This is a genomic window from Bacillus nitratireducens (assembly GCF_036320425.1).
Taxonomy (GTDB): Bacteria; Bacillota; Bacilli; order Bacillales; family Bacillaceae_G; genus Bacillus_A; species Bacillus_A nitratireducens.
On the sequence record NZ_JAUMJO010000005.1, the window covers coordinates 114,296 to 138,148 of the forward strand.

The window sequence follows — 23,853 nt, forward strand, 5'->3', positions numbered from 1 at the left end:
CATTTGCCAGCTTTTTTTTATGGTCTTGGAGCATAAGTTGCTTGTTGGCCAGGTAAATACGTAATTTCTCCTGGGAATTCTACATAATCTAAGTAGATCATTAGTAGCAAATAGCGCTTTCCAGATTTCGGTTCACTAATTACGATATGATCACGGCCAGCTGCCTCGATGATCCCTGTATAAGATTGTGTACCAAGCGAACTACCACGTTCATAGGTCATTACAACTGTAGCCTGCTTACCTTTGTTTAAACGAAGGATGTTTTCAATATACGATTGCTCTAGTGGTAACATACCTTGAGAAACTGCCAATTGAGCCTGAGCAGCTTGTTGTTGCATCGCTTGCTGTTGTTGCTGTTGCTGCGCGGTCATTTGTTGCGGTTGTACATAAGTTCCAGATGGTTGATAAAAACCCGTTCCATAGTATGGATTTTGTTGCTGTGCCATTCAAAAATCCCTCCTCATTTTCATTCCTTAATATACGCTTGGACAATCCTCACCGGATGGTTGGAAGAAGCAGTGCTTTTTAAACCGTCCAGAGTTTTGCTGGTCATACCAAGTTGGTGGGCAAGGACCTTCAGGTCTGAAAAACCATAAAGCGAAATTTGCAGGCCAAAAACGTTGTCCTTGAATGGTCCGTCTTGCTAAGGCAATGTCTTGTTCGCGTGCTCGTTGATAAAAATACCCTTTTTGAGTAGCTTCAAAACCACCAGGATTTTGATAAACCATCTGACGTAAGTTCCGTACTTTTTTAAAATCTAAACAATTTCCTCGGACACGATTTACACCGACATTTCCAACCATTAGCATGCCTTGTTGGCCTTCTCCTTCAGCTTCAGCACGCATGAGTCTAGCTAATAACTTTACATCTTCTTCTGTATGTGCGATAACACCCATTATGTGTCACCTCTCTTTTTGGAATACCCTTTGGAAAGAGGTTTTTTCTAGATGAAGTGTGGAACAATTACTAGTTCATACGTATGAGAAAAAGGACTCGGATATGACAACCAAACGAAGTTTTACATTGAGAGAGGAAAATAAAAAAGCTAGCGTGTGCTAGCTTTTTATCATTAAAATATTTTGGATCATAAGTTTGAGAAGAAATCACCAACGGAACGCATTGTTAATACGAACCAATGTGCTTTTTCTACTTCTTCTGTCGTTTTTGCAGCAACTTTCATACTTTTATTTCCATCTAAAAATCCGTATTTATCAGTTGGTTCTAAAACGATGGAACCGACCTTTGCATCTTTCTTAATAGGAGCAACTAAATGTCCATCTTCAGCGAGTGACTTATCCGCTTCAGTAGAAATTTTGTAAGGTGCTTTGCTACCTTTTGCAGTAACTACTGTCACTTCTTTTTCTGGTACAGCTATTACGTAGTCTTCTTTTCCTTTTACTACAGAAATTTTGTTGTTTTTATCTACTTTTAATTTCTGTTTTTCGAAGTTATTAAATCCGTATTCAATTAATGCGCGAGATTCTGTGAAACGTTCGTCCATTGATTTCGTTTTAATAATAACTGAAATAAGGCGTAAATCACCGCGTTTTGCTGTAATAGTGAATCCATATCCAGCGGTATCAGAACTTCCTGTTTTTAAACCATCTGCTCCTTCATAGGAGAAAGCAGCACCTGGTAACATCCAGTTCCAATTTTCCATACGAATTGGTTTCGGATGATTATCTGGGAAGTTTCTAAATCTTTGTTTTGTATCCTCTAGCATTTCTGGATACTTTGTAATAATTGTTTTTGAAAGAATACCCATATCGCGAGCTGACATAGAGTTTTCTCCATTCGGATCAGTTCCTTCAGGATGTTTCCCTTTTAAATCAGCGTTATTCAACCCAGTAGCGTTTACAAATTTATATTTCTTTAACCCTAGTTTTTTCGCATGTTCATTTGCAATATTTAAGAAGTTCTTTTCACTGCCTGCAAGTAATTCTGCTAAAGCAATACTAGATCCATTCGCAGAGAAGATAACGATAGAATGATATAATTCTCTTACAGTATATTGGCGTCCCTTTTCGAAGGGTACGTTAGAGAATTCATTATTACGTGAAACTTCATAAGCGTAATCTGAAATGTTTACTTTCGTATCCCAAGTGATTTTTCCTTCTTTAATTGCTTCTAATACGGCATAAACAACAATTAATTTTGACATACTAGCGATAGCTAGTAATTCATCTGGATTTTGTTCATGCAGTATTTTTCCTGTATCTGCATCAAATAGAAGTGCAGCAGCTGCCTCTATATGTATTTTTTCTCCCGCATGGGATGTTGTTACTCCTAAGGAGGAAATTAACAATAGAAACAATAGTAAAATAGACAAGATTTTCTTCATATACATTATCACCTTCGCATCGTTATTAGCATATAGCTCGTACCAGCTTAGCATAAATTTGGATGTGAAAAGGTTACAATATTACAAGAAATTTGAAAAGAATTTGTCGATTTTTGTTCAAATTTGCAGAGAAAAGAAGTTTTTTGAGAAGAAATATAGAGGATAATAAAAAAAGGAACGAAATTCGTTCCTTTTTCATTATTATATGTGTAAAAATTTCTCTACTTTTTCGTCTGGTAAAATGTTCCCAACGAAGAATGTACCGAATTCACCGTAACGAGCACTTACTTCATCGAAGCGCATTTCATATATAAGCTTCTTAAATTGAAGAACATCGTCAGCGAATAATGTTACGCCCCACTCGAAATCGTCGAATCCGACTGATCCTGAAATTACTTGGCGTACTTTCCCTGCGTATTGGCGACCGATTTTACTGTGACTGTACATCATTTTTTTACGTTCTTCCATAGGAAGCATGTACCAGTTGTCATCACCTTGGCGACGCTTGTCCATTGGGTAGAAGCAAATATGATTTGCTTTTGGTAACTCAGGATATAAGCGAGCTAAGATTTGTGGGTTTTGGTATGGATCTTCATCAGCTGGAAGGTAGTTGCTTAGTTCAACAACAGATACGTAAGAATATGCAGGAACTAAATATTCAGCTAATGTTGTTTTATTTAATTCTGTTTCGATTTCATTTAACTCTTCCATTGTTGGACGTAAGATCATAAGCATAATATCTGCTTTTTGACCAACAACTGTATACATTGCATGACTGCCTTTTTTCGCAGTAGCTACTTCGTTCCATTTTTCAACGACATTTAAAAATTCAGACACTGCTTGTCCGCGTTCGTCACTAGATAATGTTTTCCATGCTGCCCAATCAATAGAACGTAAATCATGTAAACAATACCAGCCATCTAACGTTGTTGTTGCTTCACTCATTCTATTCACCTCAGTTAATGATATTTTACACGTTAACTATAGCATATATAGGGTTAAAAACATCTACATAAAGTTTCGGCGCATAAAATTGTCACATTTATATTTATTGGAAAACGGGAGAAAATAAGGCTTAAGTAGGCTTTATTTCTATGCTGAATTTTATGAAAATATAATCATTTTAATTTTATCTATTTTTTGGGAGCTATAAGTTTAAAATATAGAGGAAAAGCAGTATTCTTAAAGATAGAGTTTTTTAACATATGTAGGAGGGTTTATTCGTGAGCAACTTATTTACAACAGTAAAAGAAAAAGTTCAAGGAAAAGGCATTTCTATCGTACTTCCTGAAGGAACTGATGAAAGAATTTTAGGCGCTGCAGAGCGTTTAGCAAAAGAAGAGTTAGTAAAACCAATTTTAGTTGGTAATAAAGAAGAAATTAGCGCAAAAGCTGCTAGCATGAACTTAACATTAGCAGGCGTTGATATTTATGACCCAGCTACATACGAAGAAATGGATGCAATGGTAGCATCTTTCGTTGAACGCCGTAAAGGTAAAGCAACAGAAGAAGATGCTCGCAAAATCCTTAAAGACGAAAACTACTTCGGTACAATGCTTGTATACATGGGCAAAGCACAAGGTTTAGTAAGTGGTGCAGCTCACTCTACAGCTGATACAGTTCGTCCAGCACTTCAAATTATTAAAACAAAACCAGGCGTTACAAAAACTTCAGGCGTATTCATCATGGTACGTGAAGAAGAGAAGTATGTATTCGCTGATTGCGCAATTAACATTGCACCAAACAGCCAAGATTTAGCTGAAATTGGTATCGAAAGTGCGAAAACTGCTGAACTATTCGGCATTGACCCACGCGTTGCTATGTTAAGCTTCTCTACAAAAGGTTCTGCGAAATCTCCAGAAACAGAAAAAGTTGTAGAAGCAACTCGCATTGCGAAAGAAATGGCTCCTGAATTAACTTTAGATGGAGAATTCCAATTCGATGCTGCATTCGTACCATCTGTAGCTGAGAAGAAAGCTCCAGGTTCTACAATTAAAGGTGATGCTAACGTATTCGTATTCCCAAGCCTAGAAGCTGGTAATATCGGCTACAAAATCGCTCAACGCTTAGGTAACTTCGAAGCAGTAGGACCAATCTTACAAGGTTTAAACATGCCTGTAAATGACCTATCTCGTGGATGTAACGAAGAAGAAGTGTACAAGTTAGCTTTAATTACAGCAGCTCAAGCACTTTAATTCTATAACGAATTGAAATAAAGACCGTCGCTATAATAGCGACGGTCTTTATTTTTCTAAGCCAAGTGCTTTATTGTTACGATCAATAATACGTTGTAAATTCGTCTCATATAAAGGTATTTCATCTATTGTTAATTGAGATGGTGTTAGCTTTGGAGCGAATTGTTGCAATGTTTTTAAAAGGCGCATCATTAAATCTTGTACTGTAATTGTTTCGCCAAGTAATTCAGAGAGTGAGGCCATCGTACTCGGTACAATTTCAGGGTACGTAAATCGCGTTTCTTCTCCTTGAATTGCTACGTTGTAGAAATCACGAACGAGTGCGGCACGCTCAGAACCGCTTCCTGTCGCACATAAGTAAATTTGTACAGCAACGCCTCCGCGAATACGACGCTGAGAAATACCAGCAAATTTTTGATCGCGAATGCTCAAATCATAGCTACCAGGACAATAAGAACCAACAATCTCTTTTGCCTCGATAGTAACGTCGTAATCTTTTAACATTTCCTTAATTAAATGCCACATCGTATCGTATCCAAGATCAATATCGATACCTTTTTCTGTTTCTTGGAATAAAAGTGATACGTTTAAAACACCTTCATCAAGTACGACCGCAAGTCCACCGGAATTACGAACGATAACATTGAAGTTGTTTTCTTTTAAAAAGGAAATACCTTCTTCTAAATGTGGTAGGCGCGAATCTTGAATGCCAAGAACAATTGTATTGTGATGAACCCAAGAACGCATTGTTGCAGCTGATTTACCATTTCCGATACTTGTGCATAATGTGTCATCCATTGCGAATGACTGAAGTGCATGGAATGTTGGTCCTAAACTAGACTGATCTACAATACGCCACTCTGGCTGAGATAAAATTGAACGGGAACTGCTCATATAACTAACCCCTTATTTATAAAATGACAACCTCTATTATAGCAAAAAATGAAGAAAGGGGTTTTCTCGGATATAAAGTGAAAGAATAAAAAGGATGCATGCAATGCATCCTTTTTATTCTGCAATTTTTTCTAAGTTACCGTTTCGATCCATGCGGAAAGATGTTTGTGAGCGTTCCTCATCATCCATTACTGCTAATTTACGAGCACGGTTCATAATATTCATAAGTGTTTCGTAATCCTCTTGTACAGTATGAGATTGTTGTTCTAATTTTTCTAGTTTCTTTTCTAGTTCTTCATTTCGGAGTATTTGCGCTTTAATTTCTTGTTTCAATCTCGTATTCTCGTTTTCAAGAGCTGTTACCTTTATATTTGAAGATCGAACTGTTTGTAAAAAGTAAATAACATCTTGCATTGTTATTGAACTTTTTGAAGCGGGAACAGTCGGTTCTTGATATGGACTAGCTTCTTTATATTGGACAGCTGTTTCGTGTGGCACTAGTTCCTCGTAATCAGTTATTGATCCTGAGGCTGTTGGTGTATAAAGTAAACGTTTTTTCGCTTGTTCACCGCTCGCAGCACGCATTTTATCTTTACGATGTTTTTTTGCTAGTTGAAGAGCCTGCTCATAACTATAACGAACGACAGCGTTCCAGCGGAAACCACAAGCAGCGGATGTGCGGTTTAACTGATCTCCTACTTCTTCAAATGCATTTAATTGAGTACTTCCTTCTCGAACATGGCGAAGCACCGTTTCAGCAAGTAATAAATCGTCCTCGTCTGTCCAAGCATCTTGTCTTACTTTCATAGATTCAACTCCCTTTCTTTTTATGAACTTCCTATTTTTATAATGGGCAAAAAAATGAGCTTTTATACAAAGCTTTTAAAAATATAGTAGATTTCAATGAAGAGAAAAAATGTGGCTATGAATGATGAAAGCTTTTGAAGGAGAAAATATACAAAATAGGTAGCCTTATATAGGAATAGAGCTATGCCCGGAGACTTGCAACAAGCTTCAAAGAGCGGTAAAATACCATTTAGTGTTTATTTTTAAATGTACTTGTGAAAAGTTTAAAATAGAGGAAGTGTTATATAATGGGAAACGAATTTCGTGTGTGTGATGATTGTCAGGCAACGAACGTTAAAACGTTGATTCCGAAGTTAAAAAAAGTAGATTCATGTGCAACGATTGAGGTTGCATGTCAGTCTTACTGTGGCCCTGGTCGTAAAAAATCATTCGCGTTTGTAAATAATCGTCCAGTTGCGGCTCCAACAGAAGACGAATTAATTGTAAAAATTGAAGCAAAGTTAAATAAGTAAGAAAAAGAAGAGTGAACAGATTACTCTTCTTTTTTTATGTCCATAAGATAGCGTTTTGTATGAATTCGTATTTCAAAATAATGGTTGACAGTCTTTTGACGTGGTAGGTAGAATAGAAAGTGTCTGATTCTGAGAATCATTATCAGGAAAATATCAATTCATCTAATTTTTTTATTACTATTTGAGAATAAATTTCATTTTATTAAATATATGTTGTTGGTTAGGATGGTTGAGGGATGGAAGCGAGCGCAAGGAGTATAGAACAGCAAGATGTGAATGTTAAAGAGATTAAGAGCAGACCGCTCGTTGCCTCTATTATTTTAATAGCAGGCACAATTTTGTTAGCTTTAAGCATGGCAGTTTCTATTTCGTTTGGTGCTGCAGATATTAGTTTAAAGACTGTTTGGCAAGCTGTATTTCAGTTTGATGGGTCTATAACGCATCATAACGTAATTCAAGAACTTCGCATGCCTAGAGCAATAGGGGGCGTAGTTGCAGGTGCCTTTTTAGCAGTATCAGGAGCAATTATGCAAGGGATGACACGGAATCCGCTTGCATCACCATCGTTAATGGGGATTACAGATGGTGCTGTATTCGGGATTGCAATTATGTATGCATTCTTCCCTAATTCACCTTATTTAATGTTTGTTATTGCATCTTTTATTGGAGCTGCGTTTGGAGCGAGCATTGTATATGGTATTGGGTCTTCTTCACCAGGTGGATTAACGCCTGTGAAATTAGCTTTAGCTGGAGCTGCAATTAGTGCTTTATTAGGGGCAATTTCATCCGGAATTGCATTGTATTTCAATCTTGCCCAAGAGGTGAGTATGTGGAATGCAGGCGGCGTTGCTGGAGTGAAATGGCAAAGTATTAATATGTTAGTACCGATTGGTCTTGTTTGTCTCATTATAGCAATTATGATGTCGAGATATATTACCATTTTAAGCTTTGGTGAAGAAATTGCGATTGGGCTAGGTCAAAATACTACATTAATTAAATTCATTGGAACAGTACTTGTTCTTGTATTAACGGGTTCTGCGGTTTCTATGGCAGGATCAGTTGGATTTGTTGGTCTTGTAATTCCACATATGACTCGTTTCCTTGTAGGCTCAGATTATAGATGGGTTATTCCATGTTCTGCGGTCTTAGGTGGATTGTTAATTGAATGTGCAGATATGTTATCTCGCGTTATTAATCCACCATTTGAAACACCAATTGGAGCAATTACAGCGCTAATTGGTGTTCCATTCTTCCTCTACTTAGCACGTAACGAAGGGAGAGGAAAAATGTGAGGACGAGCGTCTTAACAAAAAAGAACGTTTCTATTTTAACGATTTTAGTAGGATTAATCGTTGCTGTATTTTTAGTAAGCTTAAATACAGGAACATTTAAAATACCTCCAATGGATGTATTAAAGTCATTGGTTGGATTAGGTGCAGAAGATCAATCTGTTATTTTATTTGAATTTCGTATGCCACGTATGGTTATTGCTATATTAGTTGGTTCTGCATTAGCTATGTCAGGAGCAATTTTGCAAGGGTTATCACGAAACCCACTGGCTGATCCAGGTATTATCGGCATTAACGCTGGAGCGGGATTAACAGTTGTTGTATTCGTCTACTTTTTCTTTGGAAAAGTTGGAACAGGTACACTTTTATCTGTATTTATCCTTCCATTCTTCGCGCTAGTTGGTGCGATATTGGCAGCGGTTATAATTTATTTACTAGCATGGAAAGACGGCGTTTCATCAACTCGATTAATTCTTGTTGGTATCGCTGTTGCAGCCGGATTTGGTGCTGTTAGTTTAATTTTTTCTATGAAGATGACATCTAACGACTTCCGTTTTGCAACGATTTGGTTGGCAGGAAGTTTATGGGGAACAGATTGGAAGTTTGTACTAAGTGTACTCCCATGGATGGTTATTTTCTTACCACTTGCCATTAGTAAAGCACACATATTAAATGTAATGAATTTAGGCGACTCTACAGCAGTTGGCCTTGGTGTAAACGTAGAAAAGGAAAGACGTAAATTATTATTTATTGCAGTTTGTTTAGCTGGTGCATCTGTTGCTGTTGCGGGCGGCATTGGTTTTATCGGTTTAATGGCTCCTCATTTAGCGAGACGCCTCGTTGGTGGTAAACATCAAATTATGTTACCAACGGCTGCATTAATAGGAACGTTCTTACTTTTATTTGCAGATGTAATTTCAAGAAGTGTGTTACCAACTTCAGAAATACCGGTCGGTCTTGTTATTTCTGTAATTGGCGCACCATATTTCATATATTTACTTATGAGGACAAAATAAAGGGAGGCTTTTTGTATGGCAACTTTAGCAGTTGATGCGGTATCTGTTGGCTATAATGAAGGGTTAATTATAGATGGATTAACAGTTGAAATTCCGGAAGGGCAAATTACAACGATTATTGGACCAAATGGTTGTGGGAAATCCACATTATTAAAAACGGCTTCTCGTATTTTGAAAGCAAAACGAGGTACTGTTTATCTTGATGGAAAAGCAATTGAGAAACAGCCAACGAAAGAAATCGCAAAGAAAATGGCGATTTTACCACAAACTGCAGAAGTGCCAACAGGCCTTACTGTATTTGAACTTGTTTCATATGGACGTTTTCCTCACCAAAAAGGATTTGGAACATTGAAAGAAGAGGATTATCGCTATATTCATTGGGCACTTGAAGTGACGGGGATGACAGAATTCGCAAATCGTCCAGCAGAAGCTTTATCAGGTGGGCAGCGTCAACGTGTATGGATTGCGATGGCTCTTGCACAAGGAACAGATTTACTTGTGTTAGATGAACCAACAACATACTTAGATATGGCTCATCAACTTGAGGTATTAAACTTACTGAAGAAGTTAAACAAAGAAGAAGGCAGAACGATTGTTATGGTTATTCACGATTTAAATCATGCTTCTCGTTTTTCTGATCATATGATTGCATTAAAAGCAGGTAAGTTAATGAAACAAGGAACGCCAGATGAAGTTATGACGAGTGAAACACTTCGTAACGTATTTGAGATTGAAGCACAAATCGTTCCATGTCCAGTAAACTGTAAACCGATTTGTTTAACATACGATTTAGCGATGATTAATAATCAATTGCGTAAAAAAGCATAAGTAGAACCCCCCCTCGTAAAGAGGGGGACTTCTAATGGACGTTGAGCTTCTTACTTACAAATGGGAAGTTGAACGCCCGTTAGAATGGGTCATTAACAACGGTTAATAAATATATATTAATTAATTGTTATTTCCGTTTCTTATAGTTCATTGTAACTTATAAGATAAATACAGCCAGAAGGAGTGGGAACATGAAGAATTTTAAAATGGCACTATTAGCAATGGTACTAGTTGTTACTTCTGTACTATTTGCAGCTTGCTCTAACAAAGAAGAAGAAAAGAAAGCAGATGCGAAGACTGAAGAGCGCACTGTACAACACGCAAAAGGGGAAATTAAAATCCCTGCAAATCCAAAGAAAATTGCTGACCTTAGTGGTTCAACAGAAGAATTATTAATTTTCGGTATGAAACCGATTATTACTGCAAATACAACACAAGAAAAAATTGATGGACATATTGCAAAGAAATTAGAAGGTGTGAAGCCAGTAGGTTCTGCTTGGGGCGATAAAATTAACATTGAAGCAGTAGCTGCCGCAAAACCAGATTTAATTATTGTAAACAATCGTCAAGAAAAGATTTATGATCAATTATCTAAAATTGCACCAACAGTTATGTTAAAAACTCCATTAGACCAATGGCGTCCAAAATTCGAAGAAGTAGGTCAAATCTTCGGTAAAGAGAAAGAAACAAAAGAATGGTTCAAACAGTATGATGAAAAAGCAAGTAAATTACATGACAAAATCATCGCTAAAACGGGTGATGCAACATTCATGAAAATGGCTGCATATCCAAACGCATTCCGCGTATACGGTGACTACGGTTACGGTAGCGTAATCTTTAATGACTTAAAGTTACCAGCAGTTAAAGGTACACCAACTGATAAACCGCTAGTACAAGTACAAAAAGAAGCTTTAATCGATTACAATCCAGATTACTTATTCGTATTTACAACTGGTGACGGTTCTCAGCGTCTAAAAGAATTCCAAGAAGAATCAATTTGGAAAAACATGAACGCTGTTAAAAACAATCACGTATTCACAATTAGCAATGAAGACCTAAACAAAGGATACTTCCCACTAGGTAAAGAAATGATCTTAGACGAAGTTGCTGAGTTTGTTTTAGGAAAATAATATATAAAGAAAAATCACTTTTACGTCGGTAAAAGTGATTTTTCTTTATATAACAGGAATTAATATAGTCTTTCATTTCTTTCTGTTTCTTATTTCGTTTATAATATAAAGTAAGAATGTAGTAAAGGAAGGAGGATGTCGGAAGGTGGTATATTTAAACGACAAACTCAGCGAAACAAAAGTGTTTAAAGACCCAGTACATAAATATGTGCACGTGCGTGATCGCGTTATTTGGGATTTAATCGGAACGAAAGAATTTCAACGCTTGCGCCGTATTAAGCAGCTTGGAACGACATTTTTTACATTTCACGGTGCAGAGCATAGTCGCTTTACTCATTCGTTAGGTGTATATGAAATTATTCGTCGTATGATTGATGATGTGTTTGATGGCAGACCGAACTGGAATGCTGAAGATAGATTATTATGTTTATGTGCGGCATTACTTCATGATGTCGGTCACGGCCCATTTTCTCACTCGTTTGAAAAAGTATTTTCGTTAGATCATGAGAAATTTACGCAAAAGATTATCGTTGGTGATACGGAAATTAATCGTGTGTTAAGCCGTGTTGATAAGGATTTTCCGCAAAAGGTAGCAGATGTCATTGCGAAAACATCTACTAATAAATTAGCGATTAGTATGATTTCAAGCCAAATTGATGCTGATCGTATGGATTATTTATTAAGAGATGCATATTTTACTGGTGTAAAGTATGGGAATTTTGACATGGAGCGCATACTGCGTGTCATGCGCCCATACGGTAATCAAGTTGTCATTAAAAATAGTGGTATGCATGCTGTAGAGCATTATATTATGAGCCGTTATCAAATGTATTGGCAAGTATATTTCCATCCGGTAACACGTAGTGCAGAAGTTATTTTAACGAAGATTTTACACCGAGCTAAATCACTGCATGAGAAGTATTATGCGTTTAAAAATCATCCTGTTCATTTCTATTCTTTATTTGAAGAAGAAGTAACAGTAGAGGATTATTTAAAGCTAGACGAGAACGTAATGTATTATTACTTCCAAGTGTGGCAAGACGAAGAAGATCAAATTTTAAGTGATTTATGCCGCCGCTTTATGAACAGAAATCTATTTAAATATGTAGAGTTTACTGATAAGCACGGTTTAGATAATTGGATGGAATTAAGTAGCTTATTTAAAAAGATTGGACTCGATCCAGAGTATTATTTAGTTGTTGATTCAACATCAGACTTACCGTATGACTTTTATCGTGCAGGAGAAGAAGAAGAACGTCTACCAATCTTACTTCTTATGCCGAATGGGGAACTTAGAGAGCTTTCGCGTGAATCGGATATTGTTGAGGCGATTACAGGCAAGAAGCGAACGGATCAAAAACTATTCTATCCGCATGATTTAATCTATGAAGATGGAAGAAGAGGAAAATATAAAGAGAGAATTATCGAGTTGTTAGAGGGAAAGAAATAAGAAGCAGCTAAGAGCTGCTTCTTATGAAAAAACTTGAGATTATTTGTCGCTTAAGCGTTTTCCGCCAACTGCATAATGGTTTTTAGACATTTCTTCGATGAAAACAACGATGTTTTCTTCAGGAGCACCAGTTGTTTCGCTTACTGCTGCTGTTACTTTCTCAGCAAGAGCTTTCTTTTGTTCTTCTGTGCGTCCTTCTAGCATTTTCACTGTTACGTATGGCATGTACAATCGCTCCTTTTATGTAAGTTACACTCTTATTATAGCGGATTATGGGGAAGAACAATCGAAAAAACAAATAATTTCTTTTTTGGACATATTGAAGAGGAGATGAATCATGGATCAGTTATTTAGATACCCGTTGCAACAAATTCCATTGGTAGCAATGGCGATTATTATTGCGCTATCTGTGCATGAATTTGCACATGCGTATGTTGCATATAAATTTGGAGACGATACAGCGAAAAAGCAAGGACGTTTAACGTTATCACCGATGGCTCATTTAGACCCTATCGGGATGATTGCTGTATTAATTCTTGGATTCGGTTGGGCAAGACCGGTGCCTGTTAACCCGTATAACTTTAAAAAACCGCGTCTTGCGGGAATATTAGTTTCTATTGCGGGACCGATAAGTAATCTTATCTTAAGTGCAATTGGTTTAATTATTTGGTATAGCTTAATAACGTTTGGTGTGTTAGATGCGATTCCACCTGCAGTAGCAGATACGCTGGGTCAATTCTTCCAGATTTTTATTATGCTTAATATTGTTTTACTTGTATTTAACTTATTACCAATCCCACCACTTGATGGTTATCGCGTTGTGGAAGATTTAGCACCAGCAAATATTCGTGCGAAAATGACACAGTATGAAAAGTATGGAGCAATTGCGTTATTAATTCTTGTTATTACACCGCTTAGTAATTACACAATTCAGCCTATTTTCAATGTTGTTATCCCATATGTATTAGTATTTTTACAAAGTATCATTGCGCCTATTTTCGGGCTTTTATAATCATTAAGCGAGGAGGAATTTACATATGACAGAGAAAAAGAAAAAAATTGGTTTTAATATCGTGAAGAATGACTCAACAGATGGCCATGGTGGTTTTGGTGTTGGGGCATTAAGCTTAGAAAATATTTCTCCTGTATTTGTTGATGTGTTAGAGAAAACTGCGTTCGTTGATATCGGTGCGATGCATGCGCGTAGTACAGTAGAAAAAGGTATTAAATTTTTAACAAATAAAGATGAAGTTCCAAACGGAAAACCATTTTGGCTTGTTTGGGTAACAATTGAAAGAACACCAAATGGTGCTTATTACGCAGGTGTAACTGCTTGTGAAATGACAGTTGACCGTGAAATTCGCCGCGGATATAAATCACTTCCGGAGCATGTAAACAAAATGGATAAATCATTAAAGCGCCACATCATGATTGATCATATGGATGAATCATCTAAGAAAGTACTTGGTACATTCTTAAAAGAGCATAATGAAGCAATTTGGAACGAGTCTAGTGAAGAATTGCGTCATGCATTATTAGGTGAATAAAAATAGCTGACGGATTTCCGTCAGCTATTTTTTTTTACCACGGGAGATATTTTTTCCACCAACCCGTCTTTTTCTTCTCTTCACTAACCTTTTCGAACTCTTCTTTATCATCAACGTGATCCATACAATACTCTGTTGGCTCTGTGCCCTTTGCGAAATACATTTTCACAGAAATGGGACAATTTTTTGTAGCGATCTTACCGTTTTCAGGGTTAACATCGACTGCAACAACATCTGTTGGTTGTTTGAACTCTTTTTTAGGCCGTCCATCCAATCCTTTTTCCATTGTATCGGTCCATATTTTTTTCGCGTATCCTTGTTCTGCTACATTTGAAATGGATTTAGGTTGATCGTATCCAATCCAAACCCCTGTTACAAGTTGCGGAGTAAATCCAATCATCCAACTATCTGTTTCAGTAGAACCAGATTTTCCGGCATACGTTCTTGATAGTTTGGATAACATCGATTGTCCGGTCACAGCGGCATAACTACTTAGTTTTTTATTAAACATACCTGTCATCATTTCTTCCATTACAAACGTTTTGCTCTTATCAAGAACTTGCTTACTCTCCAAATGAGCATCGTATAACATATTTCCTTCATGGTCCATAATGCGGCGAATAAACATCGGTTTTACGTCTTTTCCGCCGTTTGCGAACATGCTATAAGCATTTACCATTTCAATTGGTTTTACAGGTGATGTGCCGAGAGCAAGAGACGGAACATCTTTTAATGCGGTAGTAATACCGAATTGCTTCGCTGTTTTTGTAAGAATGTCTTCGCCTAAAAATAAATTGGTCTTCACGGCATATACGTTATCTGAGACCGCAAGAGCCTGCGCCATTGTTACAAAATCGTCTGCATAATAGTCTTTATAGTTTTTCGGTTTATACTTTGAAACCCCGTCACCTAAAGTGAACACAGTATATTCGCTTTTTAAGCGCGTAGCAGGGGTAAATCCTCGTTCTAATGCCGCATAATATAGGAATGGCTTAAACGTAGAGCCAGGCTGGCGAGCGGCTTGTGTAGCTCTGTTAAATTGACTTGTATTATAATCAGTTCCACCAACAAGGGCAGCTACTTCACCCGTTTTTGGATTCATGGAGACGAGAGCAGTTTGTATGTTTGTTGTGTCAGGTATGTAATCTTTTACAGCTTGCTCTGCAACCGATTGTAATTTAGGGTCTAGCGTTGTATAAATACGCAAGCCACCCTTTTGTAAGGCTTGCTCATCTAATCCGATATCACGAAGAAGAGAAGCTTGTACAGCATCTTGGAAATAAGGTGCAATCTCTGCGACTTTTTTCGTATCTAATGAGGCGAAGGTCAGTGCTTCTTTTTTTGCTGAAGTTGCTTGTTGCTTCGTAATATAACCTTGTTCTACCATTTCATCTAATATGAGAGATTGACGTCCTTTAGCGCGATCCTCTTTTAAAAAGGGAGAGTAGACACTAGGTCCTTTCGGGATACCTGCGAGCATACTAGCTTCCGCTAATGTTAATTCTTTTGCTGTTTTATCGAAATATAGACGAGATGCAGCTTCGATTCCGTAAGCACCATGCCCGTAATAAATTGTATTTAAATATCCTTCTAAAATATGATTTTTATTATAGTTCACTTCAAGGCGGATTGTGTACATTGCTTCTAATAGTTTACGTTTCCACGTTTTATCATGATCCAAGTATAGGTTACGAGCATACTGTTGTGTAATCGTACTAGCACCTTGGACTTTTGCCATCGCTTTTAAGTCGGCAACAATGGCACCAGCAATACGCTTCATATCAAAGCCATGATGTTTGTAGAATCTTTGATCTTCGATAGATAGTGTCGCCTTTTTTACATAAGGAGAAATTTCATTGAGAGATACATTGTAGCGTTTTTGCATTTCGTTACTTTGTCCGATAACAGTGTCATCATTAGCGTAAAAGACACTCGTCTGGGGGACAGCAACAGGAGGAGGTCCCATAATTTTTGCAACTATAATAATAACAAAAAAGGAAAAAACGAAAAAAAGAACAGAAGAAAACATTACGGTGAAGAAAAGACGTTTATATTTTTTAAGTTTCGGATTCATAGTTTGATCCATCTTTTTTCAGCCCCTCATTCATACAAACATTATTGTATTAGTATTGAGGGTTTTCGGTTATTTTAAACAATGAAATTTCGAAAACAAAAAGCTCCTTTAATTAAGAAAGGAGCTCAAAGGCACGTGCTGGCCAATCAGTAATAATGACGTCTACACCGTAATCAATCATAGTTTGTAAATCTTTATCTTCATTAATTGTGTAAGGGCGGAAAACATACCCTTGTTTTTGTGCAAATTGAACAAATTCTTTTGTTAGTAATTGAAAGTTTGGGTGTAAACCAGTTGCTTCTCTATTTTTTGCCTCAGCAATTGGATCTGCAAGTGGTGTATCATATAAAATTGCTCTTGGAATTTCTGGAGCAATTTCTGCTAACAACGAAACGGAATCATGGTTAAATGATGAAAATACAATTTGATTGGATAGATGATATTCACGAACAAGGGCAACGACCTTTTCTTCAATATTTGGATAGTGAATAACATCTGTTTTTAATTCAATGTTAAGTTGTAAATTTGTTGTAGATAACCAAATGAATACTTCGCGTAACGTTGGAATTTTTGCTTCGTGGAAAGAAGGATCCTTATGGCTGCCAGCGTCTAAAGCTTGTAATTCTGCTACCGTTTTTTCAGAAACAAGACCTATGCCATTTGTTGTGCGATCTACTGTTTCATCGTGAATCACGACAAGTTCACCATCTTTTGATAGGTGGACATCAAGTTCAATCCCGTGAGCACCAATGCGTTCTGCTTCTTGGAAGGCAATCATCGTATTTTCTGGATGTGTTCCTTTGACCCCGCGGTGGGCGAAAATAAGTGGTTTATTCATACGGAAATCTCCTTATCATTTCTTTTCTTTTCTTTCATTATGAAACTGCTTTTGGAAAAATACAATTGAATAGGATAAACATTTACAAAAGTCTAACAGTTGCACAAAAGTTAACGTTAACGTAAAATGTAATAACCGAGTGAAGGGAGGAATAAACATGTATAAAATTGATGAAGTCACAAAGCAAGTTGGTTTAACAAAACGTACACTTCGTTATTATGAGGAAATTGGTTTAATTCATCCCCCAGAACGTAGTGAAGGGAACATTCGCCTGTATACAGATGAAGATATTGCAAGGATTAAAGGGATTGTAGAAGCAAAAGAAGTGCTAGGAATTACGCTTCAAGAAATGCAACATTTCTTATCGTTAAAAGAAAGAATGGAACAAAGAAGAAATAGCGAGAATCCTCGTGATCGCGAAGTGATTCAAGAAATTAAAGAGATGCTTGAAAAACAAGTGCAAACGCTAGACGAAAAAATGGAGCAAATGCAGCGTGTAAAGGCTGAACTCGAAGATAGCTTACATCGGGCAGTGACATTTTTAGAGAGTACAAAAGGAGAATGATCAAAATGGAGAGCAAACAAAAATTAGGGAGATTGATTACAGTGGTGGCTACCTTCCTTGCCTTTTCGGGTATAGGGGTAGTCGACCCAATCTTACCAAGTATTGCTGAACAAATTGGTGCATCGCATTGGCAAGTAGAGATGCTATTTACAGCATATATTTTAACTATGGCAATTATGATGTTACCAGCTGGAATATTTGCATCAAGATTTGGTGATAAACGAATGATGACGATTGGTCTTGCGATTGTGACTGTATTTGCGTTTATATGCGGTATATCGCAAACGATTGCTCAATTATCTCTTTTCCGCGCTGGGTGGGGATTAGGAAATGCGATGTTCTTTGCAACGGCGATGACATTATTAATTGTATTAAGTAAAGAAGTTCATGAAGCAGTAGGATTATATGAAGCAGCTATCGGTTTAGGGATGGCAGGTGGACCTTTATTAGGCGGGATATTAGGTGGACATTCTTGGCGTTACCCATTTTTTGCGACGAGTATTTTAATTTTCTTAGCATTTATTTTAGTTTTCTTTTTTGTAAAAGAACCGGAGCGAAAAGTGAAGCGTAAAGCGGCGGGCGTAGGAGAATTACTTAACCTGGTGAAGTATAAACCGTTTATGCAAGGTGCTATTTCGGGAATGTTATACTACTACGGATTTTTTGTCGTGTTAGCATATTCACCACTGATTATGCATTTATCTGCTATTCAATTGGGATTTGTATTTTGTGGATGGGGATTAGCATTAGCTTACGGATCAGCAATTTTAGCGCATAAGCTAGAAGGTAAATATGAACCAAAAACATTGTTAAAAGGTAGTTTACTCGTATTTGCGATTTTCTTAATTGCACTATTCTTCGTTAAAATCATGTGGTTACAAATCGTGTTAATCGTTCTATCAGGATTAGCATCAGGATTAAATAACGCGTTATTTACAAGTTATGTAATGGATATTTCACCTTATGAAAGATCTGTTACATCAGGTGTTTATAACTTCGTTCGTTGGTTAGGGGGCGCAATTGCTCCAATTTTATCAGGAATCATCGGCCATACAGTTTCACCACAAAGTCCGTTTTTAGTCGGTGGAATTGTTGTGTTAGTCGGTTGCGTAATGATTTTAATTCCAATCCGTAAACCGGCAGAAGTAGAGACAAAAGCCCTTTCTTAAGAAAGGGTTTTCTTTCCTATTACAGGGCAATCCCTTTTCACATATATGTTAGAACCCTCTGACTAAAATATATTTTCGGTATTTTTGTACTTTTAACTATACTTTTTGGATGTTTTGTTTTATTTTTGTTAGGGGACATTAATGATGTCCCTATTATAAATTTGCATTGAAAGGCGTGATTGTACGATGGAACTATGGTTCACTGAAAAACAAACAAAACATTTTGGGATTACGGCGCGTATTAACCGCACATTACATACGGAGCAAACAGAATTCCAAAAACTTGATATGGTTGAAACGGAAGAGTTCGGAAACATGCTTATTTTAGATGGCATGGTTATGACAACAGAAAAGGACGAGTTCGTTTATCATGAAATGGTAGCGCACGTACCTTTATTTACACATCCAAACCCTGAAAACGTATTAGTAGTAGGCGGTGGTGATGGTGGTGTTATTCGTGAAGTGTTAAAACACCCAAGCGTAAAGAAAGCAACTCTTGTTGAAATCGATGGAAAAGTAATTGAGTACTCTAAACAATACTTACCATCAATTGCAGGCGCATTAGACAATGAGCGTGTAGAAGTAAAAGTAGGAGACGGTTTCCTACACATCGCAGAAAGCGAAAATGAATATGACGTAATTATGGTAGATTCTACTGAGCCAGTAGGCCCAGCAGTAAACCTATTTACAAAAGGCTTCTACGCTGGAATTTCTAAAGCGTTAAAAGAAGATGGTATTTTCGTTGCTCAAACGGACAACCCTTGGTTTACACCAGAACTAATTACAACTGTGTTTAAAGACGTAAAAGAGATTTTCCCAATTACTCGTTTATACACAGCGAACATTCCAACTTACCCAAGTGGACTTTGGACATTCACAATTGGATCTAAAAAACATGATCCACTAGAAGTAAGTGAAGAGCGTTTCCACGAAATCGAAACGAAATACTACACAAAAGAATTACACAATGCAGCATTCGCATTACCGAAATTTGTTGGCGATTTAATTAAGTAAGAAATCGAGTTTGAACAAATAAAGTGTAAGTAGCTCGTTTAAGGTGTTTGTCCAAAAGACTTGAGCATGCTAGCTACTTACACTTCTGTAAAGAAAATCGTCTTCTTATCGTTAAAAAAGAAGACCCCGGTAAATCGAGAAAGAGGAGCAATGCGCTCCAAATTTGAGAAATAGTGAAAGGTTGGGATACCTTAAGTTCCACATAAGGAGGAAAAGAATATGCGTTTTGATGAAGCTTATTCAGGTAAAGTATTTATTAAAAGTCATCCAAGTTTTGAAGAGTCAGAGGCAGTTATTTACGGGATGCCTATGGATTGGACAGTAAGTTTCCGTCCAGGATCTCGCTTTGGCCCTGCACGTATTCGTGAAGTATCAATCGGTCTTGAAGAATATAGTCCGTATTTAGATCGTGAACTAGAAGAGGTAAAATATTTTGATGCGGGTGATATCCCATTACCATTCGGAAATGCACAACGCAGCTTAGACATGATTGAAGAGTATGTATCAAAACTTTTAGATGCCGGTAAGTTTCCACTAGGTCTCGGCGGTGAGCACTTAGTGTCTTGGCCAATTTTTAAGGCAATGGCAAAAAAATATCCGGATTTAGCAATCATCCATATGGATGCCCATACTGACTTACGTGAGTCATATGAGGGAGAGCCTTTATCCCACTCTACACCAATTCGTAAAGTGTGCGATTTAATTGGTCCGGAAAACGTATATTCTTTCGGTATTCGTTCTGGAATGAAGGAAGAATTCGAATGGGCAAAAGAAGTAGGTATGAACTTATACAAATTTGACGTATTAGAACCGTTAAAAGAAGTATTACCGAAACTTGCAGGACGCCCAGTCTATGTCACAATTGACATTGACGTATTAGACCCAGCTCACGCTCCTGGAACAGGAACGTTAGAGGCTGGAGGTATCACATCTAAAGAACTATTAGATTCCATCGTAGCAATTGCAAATTCAAATATAAATGTAGTTGGAGCAGATTTAGTAGAAGTAGCTCCAGTCTACGACCATAGTGATCAAACACCAGTTGCAGCAAGCAAATTCGTGCGGGAAATGCTGCTCGGCTGGGTGAAGTAAAAGTGGAAACGGCTCGCTCAGAATGTGAGGGGGATGGAGCTTCAGACGTAGAGGCGCTTTTTGCCTCGAAGGAAGAAGCGAAGCCACCGATCATTCTAGCCGTTGTAGCTGGATTAAAAGTAAAGACCTCCTAAGTCTAGGAGGCTTTTACTTTTGTCGTTATGTGCTGGTAAGTCGATATTCTTTGTCGAATCGCCGATAAAATTTTATTTACCAACATGCGACATTAAAAAGAGCTATTCTCAAACGATGAGAATAGCTCTTTTTTCTTATGCAACTTTCTCGTCCGAAGCAATTCCGCGAATTTCATCAGCAGAACGGATTGGATATTTACGGAATACAATTGATCCAATGTATCCAACAATAGTGGTAACGATTCCACATAATACGGCAGCAATCGTTACTTTTATTACATCATTAAATCCGAACAAGACGAGAAGTCCTGGAATTGGTGATGCTGTTCCTGGTGCATTATTAACGAGCTGGAATAGCGAAGTAATAATACCGGCCAGCGCACCGCCAACAAAGTTGGTCATATAGATAGGGATTGGGTTTGCTGAGACAACATCGGCTTGTGTTAACGGCTCGATTGCTACAGCGATTGTATCTTTCTTTGAACAAATTTTTAGTCGTTTAAAGAAAATAAAGTTCATTGGTGCAGAAGCCGCAACGGCAAGACTACCAATTGCCATTGGTAAACCTGTTAATCCAAGCATTGCAGTTAGTGCCATAGAACTTAATGGAGAGGTAGAAATAACAGTTATTAATCCACCAAGCATAATACCCATAATGATAGGACTTTCTGTAGTTGCAACTGAAATCATAGAACCGATTTTACCAAGTGTTGCGTTAACGAGTGGATCCATAAGCATGGCCATTCCGCGTGAAATTGGTGCAGCGATAAATAGGATTGCTAAAAACTCTACACCAGCTGGTAATTTCTTTTCGAGAAACTTCACGACAAAGGCACAAACGTATCCAGCGAAAAATCCTGGTAAAATACCGAATCCGCTAGTAGCGATACCGATTAAAACAGCGTATACGGGTGAGACACCGATTGCTAATGCGACTAAAATTGCCGCTGCGACACCGCTCATACTACCAGAAGCTTCTCCTACTGATTGTAAAAAGTCATTATGAAACATTTCTCCACCAATATAACGGTGAAATGCTTCAATAAGAAAACTTGCGATTGCTGCATTAGCTAAAGCGCCCATTGCTTTCATTCCGTAAGGCGCACGGTAACTGAAAAGTGTAAATAGACAAAGTACAACAAGTAATAGTGCTAAACCTTGCAAGATAGCCATTTGAAAACTGTCTCCTTTGATTTTTGTAATAAAAATTTGTATCATTCAATAATAATATAAAAGTTTGTTAAACGGAAAAATTTTTTATTGGGAAATTGCTGTAAGGTGAAAAACTCTTACAATAATGTAAGGAAAGTGTAAGGCATTTCGATAGAGTATAGTATGCGTTTTTTCGTATAATACAGGTATAGACATACGGTTAGTGAGAAAGCAGTGCAAACAGGAGGAGCATTTATGAAATTGGTAATTAAGGTTTTAGCTGTGTTCGCCATTATTTTAGGTGGAACAGCATATTATTTAAACACGAAAACAGAAGGTGTGCATGCTTTTGTAGACAACTTCTTTTCAAATAAAGAAATACAAGATTATTATGCTGTTATAGATAAAAGTGAGAAAAAAGACGATGAATATTTGTATACATTTAAAGGGTATACAGAAGATGGAAAGCTACAAGTTATTAAAAGAATGGTGAACCGTGAATTGCATACGGGTGCTTTTATAAAAATTTATGCAAAAGGTATGCAGGGAAAAGGATGGGCTGAAATCTCGAAAGAATCAATCCCGCAAAAAGCGTTGCAAAAAATAGAAAAACCATAAAAGGAGCGAATCGTTCGCTCCTTTTTTAGTGCGTTAAAATGGTGATAGTTGAATTCCCTTTATTAGAAATGATTTTTGCACGTCCGCCAATTGGGAAAGTAAAGATTGGAGTTGTATGTCCGAAATTTGAATTCGCAATAATAGGGATATGTGCAAGTTCAGGCTTTGAAGCAATCATTTCTTGAATGTCCTCTATCATACATTCTGCTCCTTTTTGCATTCTTCCTATAACGATGCCTTTTACGTATTCAAAATCAGTTTGCTGCATAAGAGAATGTAAATATCGATCGAAAGTTTTAAGTGTAGTTTTTCCCGTTAAACTATCTTCTTCAAGAAATAAAACTTTATTTCTTAAGCTTGGCATATATGGTGTACCTTGTAGTAAATTCAAAGTGCTCATATTTCCGCCGATAATATCCCCTGTAGCTTCTCCTTCTTGAATCGAAACATATCCTTCATTTTTAATAAATTCTCGATTTTCTTGGTCCATATACCAAGAATCATCGCTCCATGTTTCAGCCGGTAATATTTCAATAGGTTCATGAGAAGTTAAGCACTTTAAAAAGTAATCGGTCGTATAATCGACCCCTTTTTCCATTCCGAATGAAGAGAAGTGAGGACCTGAATATGTAACTAAGCCTGCTTTTGTGTAAAGTGCGTTATTTAAAGCGGTAATATCAGAATAGCCACAGAAAAACTTCGGATTTTCTCGAATTAAATCGTAATCGAGATGTTTTAATAAACCGTTAGAGTTGTATCCTCCAAGTGTCGTCAAAATTGCTTTTACATTAGGGTCTTTAAATGCCTCGTGGACGTCTTGAACGCGTGAATAAATAGAAGAGGAAGCAAATCGATCTATCTCATCAGCATATGTTGAGAATGTAACTTGAAAGCCCATGTCGGTTAATCTTTTTACAGCAAGCTTTCTGTTTTCGGTGGAGACAATACTTAAACTACAAGATGGTGAAATAACTCTAATTTCATCACCTTTTTTCAATTTTGTTGGTAGCACCAAATTCACCCCTTGAAATGAAAGAATATTTAGATTTAAAAAACATTTTATCATATGAAATAAAGTGAAGGTGAATTATTTTTTGAAAAGGAGTTTTCCTGATTTTTCAGCAGACAGACAGCGTCTTTTTTTGATATGATAGGAAAAGTGATTTATTATAAGTAGTATTTAATATC

General features: G+C 37.1%; 26 protein-coding genes. 15 read left to right on the forward strand and 11 right to left on the reverse strand.

Translation table 11 applies throughout. The annotated features are described in order from the left end of the window. Positions 1-17: 17 nt before the first annotated feature. The 4 genes from gerQ to hemQ all read right to left on the reverse strand — a co-directional run bounded on the left by gerQ (position 18) and on the right by hemQ (position 3,286). Positions 18-446 (reverse strand): spore coat protein GerQ, encoded by a 429-nt coding sequence (gene gerQ / locus Q3V31_RS19430; RefSeq protein ID WP_000068640.1) that lies wholly within the window; start codon positions 444-446, stop codon positions 18-20. 27 nt (positions 447-473) lie between these two features. Further along, a complete protein-coding gene (cwlJ, locus tag Q3V31_RS19435) occupies positions 474-896 on the reverse strand; it encodes a cell wall hydrolase CwlJ (protein ID WP_000538152.1) in 423 nt (140 codons plus the stop codon). A 188-nt stretch (positions 897-1,084) separates the two neighbouring features. Then, positions 1,085-2,347 carry a serine hydrolase gene (locus Q3V31_RS19440; RefSeq protein ID WP_329766323.1) on the reverse strand — a complete coding sequence of 421 codons (1,263 nt, stop codon included), beginning with the start codon at positions 2,345-2,347 and terminating at the stop codon, positions 1,085-1,087. Positions 2,348-2,542: 195 nt separating this feature from the next. After that, complete coding sequence (gene hemQ, locus Q3V31_RS19445; protein ID WP_001287592.1) at positions 2,543-3,286, reverse strand: hydrogen peroxide-dependent heme synthase; 744 nt, start codon at positions 3,284-3,286, stop codon at positions 2,543-2,545. Between the two features lie 278 nt (positions 3,287-3,564). On the opposite strand from hemQ, the gene pta reads away from it, so the two are divergent. Further along, positions 3,565-4,536 (forward strand): phosphate acetyltransferase, encoded by a 972-nt coding sequence (gene pta, locus Q3V31_RS19450; RefSeq protein ID WP_000067219.1) that lies wholly within the window; start codon positions 3,565-3,567, stop codon positions 4,534-4,536. 48 nt (positions 4,537-4,584) lie between these two features. Here the strand turns inward: pta and lipL are convergent, their stop codons facing one another. Both lipL and Q3V31_RS19460 read right to left on the reverse strand, forming a co-directional pair. Continuing rightward, positions 4,585-5,430 carry an octanoyl-[GcvH]:protein N-octanoyltransferase gene (gene lipL, locus Q3V31_RS19455; RefSeq protein ID WP_000099309.1) on the reverse strand — a complete coding sequence of 282 codons (846 nt, stop codon included), beginning with the start codon at positions 5,428-5,430 and terminating at the stop codon, positions 4,585-4,587. 114 nt (positions 5,431-5,544) lie between these two features. Beyond that, on the reverse strand, positions 5,545-6,237 hold the full coding sequence (locus tag Q3V31_RS19460) for an RsfA family transcriptional regulator (RefSeq protein WP_016130993.1): 693 nt from the start codon (positions 6,235-6,237) through the stop codon (positions 5,545-5,547). A 287-nt stretch (positions 6,238-6,524) separates the two neighbouring features. On the opposite strand from Q3V31_RS19460, the gene Q3V31_RS19465 reads away from it, so the two are divergent. The 6 genes from Q3V31_RS19465 (at position 6,525) to Q3V31_RS19490 (ending at position 12,462) form a co-directional block, all read left to right on the forward strand. Next, on the forward strand, positions 6,525-6,749 hold the full coding sequence (locus tag Q3V31_RS19465; RefSeq protein WP_000526075.1) for a YuzB family protein: 225 nt from the start codon (positions 6,525-6,527) through the stop codon (positions 6,747-6,749). A 236-nt stretch (positions 6,750-6,985) separates the two neighbouring features. Continuing rightward, a complete protein-coding gene (locus tag Q3V31_RS19470) occupies positions 6,986-8,041 on the forward strand; it encodes a FecCD family ABC transporter permease (RefSeq protein ID WP_000388282.1) in 1,056 nt (351 codons plus the stop codon). Beyond that, positions 8,038-9,054 (forward strand): FecCD family ABC transporter permease, encoded by a 1,017-nt coding sequence (locus Q3V31_RS19475; RefSeq protein ID WP_001260763.1) that lies wholly within the window; start codon positions 8,038-8,040, stop codon positions 9,052-9,054. Before Q3V31_RS19470 ends, Q3V31_RS19475 begins: the two co-directional genes overlap by 4 nt. A gap of 15 nt (positions 9,055-9,069) precedes the next feature. Then, on the forward strand, positions 9,070-9,882 hold the full coding sequence (locus tag Q3V31_RS19480; protein WP_000212073.1) for an ABC transporter ATP-binding protein: 813 nt from the start codon (positions 9,070-9,072) through the stop codon (positions 9,880-9,882). 191 nt (positions 9,883-10,073) lie between these two features. Beyond that, on the forward strand, positions 10,074-11,012 hold the full coding sequence (locus Q3V31_RS19485) for an ABC transporter substrate-binding protein (protein ID WP_016130992.1): 939 nt from the start codon (positions 10,074-10,076) through the stop codon (positions 11,010-11,012). A 145-nt stretch (positions 11,013-11,157) separates the two neighbouring features. Beyond that, the gene (locus tag Q3V31_RS19490; protein WP_000262736.1) at positions 11,158-12,462 is read left to right on the forward strand and encodes an HD domain-containing protein; all 1,305 of its coding nucleotides are present in this window, start codon (positions 11,158-11,160) and stop codon (positions 12,460-12,462) included. Positions 12,463-12,501: 39 nt separating this feature from the next. Here Q3V31_RS19490 and Q3V31_RS19495 read toward each other — a convergent pair whose 3' ends face one another. Continuing rightward, positions 12,502-12,687 carry a 2-hydroxymuconate tautomerase gene (locus Q3V31_RS19495; RefSeq protein WP_001147171.1) on the reverse strand — a complete coding sequence of 62 codons (186 nt, stop codon included), beginning with the start codon at positions 12,685-12,687 and terminating at the stop codon, positions 12,502-12,504. A 112-nt stretch (positions 12,688-12,799) separates the two neighbouring features. Here Q3V31_RS19495 and Q3V31_RS19500 point away from each other — a divergent pair, with 112 nt between their 5' ends. Together Q3V31_RS19500 and Q3V31_RS19505 are read left to right on the forward strand one after the other, a co-directional pair. Next, positions 12,800-13,474: a site-2 protease family protein gene (locus Q3V31_RS19500; RefSeq protein ID WP_000372467.1), complete on the forward strand. Its 675-nt coding sequence runs from the start codon at positions 12,800-12,802 to the stop codon at positions 13,472-13,474. 25 nt (positions 13,475-13,499) lie between these two features. After that, positions 13,500-14,009, forward strand: a complete 510-nt coding sequence (locus Q3V31_RS19505; protein WP_000136685.1) for a YwhD family protein — start codon at positions 13,500-13,502, stop codon at positions 14,007-14,009. 34 nt (positions 14,010-14,043) lie between these two features. Here Q3V31_RS19505 and Q3V31_RS19510 read toward each other — a convergent pair whose 3' ends face one another. Both Q3V31_RS19510 and Q3V31_RS19515 read right to left on the reverse strand, forming a co-directional pair. Further along, complete coding sequence (locus Q3V31_RS19510) at positions 14,044-16,095, reverse strand: transglycosylase domain-containing protein (RefSeq protein ID WP_016130991.1); 2,052 nt, start codon at positions 16,093-16,095, stop codon at positions 14,044-14,046. Between the two features lie 100 nt (positions 16,096-16,195). Further along, entirely contained in the window at positions 16,196-16,921 is a 726-nt protein-coding gene (locus Q3V31_RS19515) for a glycerophosphodiester phosphodiesterase (RefSeq protein ID WP_001039757.1), read from the reverse strand. Positions 16,922-17,078: 157 nt separating this feature from the next. Here Q3V31_RS19515 and Q3V31_RS19520 point away from each other — a divergent pair, with 157 nt between their 5' ends. From Q3V31_RS19520 to Q3V31_RS19540, 5 genes are all read left to right on the forward strand, one after another. Continuing rightward, the gene (locus Q3V31_RS19520; protein ID WP_016130989.1) at positions 17,079-17,486 is read left to right on the forward strand and encodes a MerR family transcriptional regulator; all 408 of its coding nucleotides are present in this window, start codon (positions 17,079-17,081) and stop codon (positions 17,484-17,486) included. Between the two features lie 5 nt (positions 17,487-17,491). Beyond that, positions 17,492-18,655 carry an MFS transporter gene (locus Q3V31_RS19525; protein ID WP_097881765.1) on the forward strand — a complete coding sequence of 388 codons (1,164 nt, stop codon included), beginning with the start codon at positions 17,492-17,494 and terminating at the stop codon, positions 18,653-18,655. 186 nt (positions 18,656-18,841) lie between these two features. Then, positions 18,842-19,669 carry a polyamine aminopropyltransferase gene (gene speE / locus Q3V31_RS19530; RefSeq protein WP_000424696.1) on the forward strand — a complete coding sequence of 276 codons (828 nt, stop codon included), beginning with the start codon at positions 18,842-18,844 and terminating at the stop codon, positions 19,667-19,669. Between the two features lie 219 nt (positions 19,670-19,888). After that, positions 19,889-20,761: an agmatinase gene (gene speB, locus Q3V31_RS19535; protein ID WP_001209821.1), complete on the forward strand. Its 873-nt coding sequence runs from the start codon at positions 19,889-19,891 to the stop codon at positions 20,759-20,761. A gap of 2 nt (positions 20,762-20,763) precedes the next feature. Then, positions 20,764-20,895 (forward strand): hypothetical protein, encoded by a 132-nt coding sequence (locus Q3V31_RS19540; RefSeq protein WP_329766429.1) that lies wholly within the window; start codon positions 20,764-20,766, stop codon positions 20,893-20,895. Positions 20,896-21,030: 135 nt separating this feature from the next. On the opposite strand, the gene Q3V31_RS19545 is transcribed toward Q3V31_RS19540, so the two are convergent. Next, positions 21,031-22,068 carry a PTS sugar transporter subunit IIC gene (locus Q3V31_RS19545; RefSeq protein ID WP_016130987.1) on the reverse strand — a complete coding sequence of 346 codons (1,038 nt, stop codon included), beginning with the start codon at positions 22,066-22,068 and terminating at the stop codon, positions 21,031-21,033. 234 nt (positions 22,069-22,302) lie between these two features. Here Q3V31_RS19545 and Q3V31_RS19550 point away from each other — a divergent pair, with 234 nt between their 5' ends. Further along, positions 22,303-22,665 (forward strand): YxeA family protein, encoded by a 363-nt coding sequence (locus tag Q3V31_RS19550; protein ID WP_002130097.1) that lies wholly within the window; start codon positions 22,303-22,305, stop codon positions 22,663-22,665. 25 nt (positions 22,666-22,690) lie between these two features. Here the strand turns inward: Q3V31_RS19550 and Q3V31_RS19555 are convergent, their stop codons facing one another. Further along, positions 22,691-23,731 (reverse strand): S66 family peptidase, encoded by a 1,041-nt coding sequence (locus tag Q3V31_RS19555; RefSeq protein WP_142309779.1) that lies wholly within the window; start codon positions 23,729-23,731, stop codon positions 22,691-22,693. Positions 23,732-23,853: the final 122 nt, after the last annotated feature.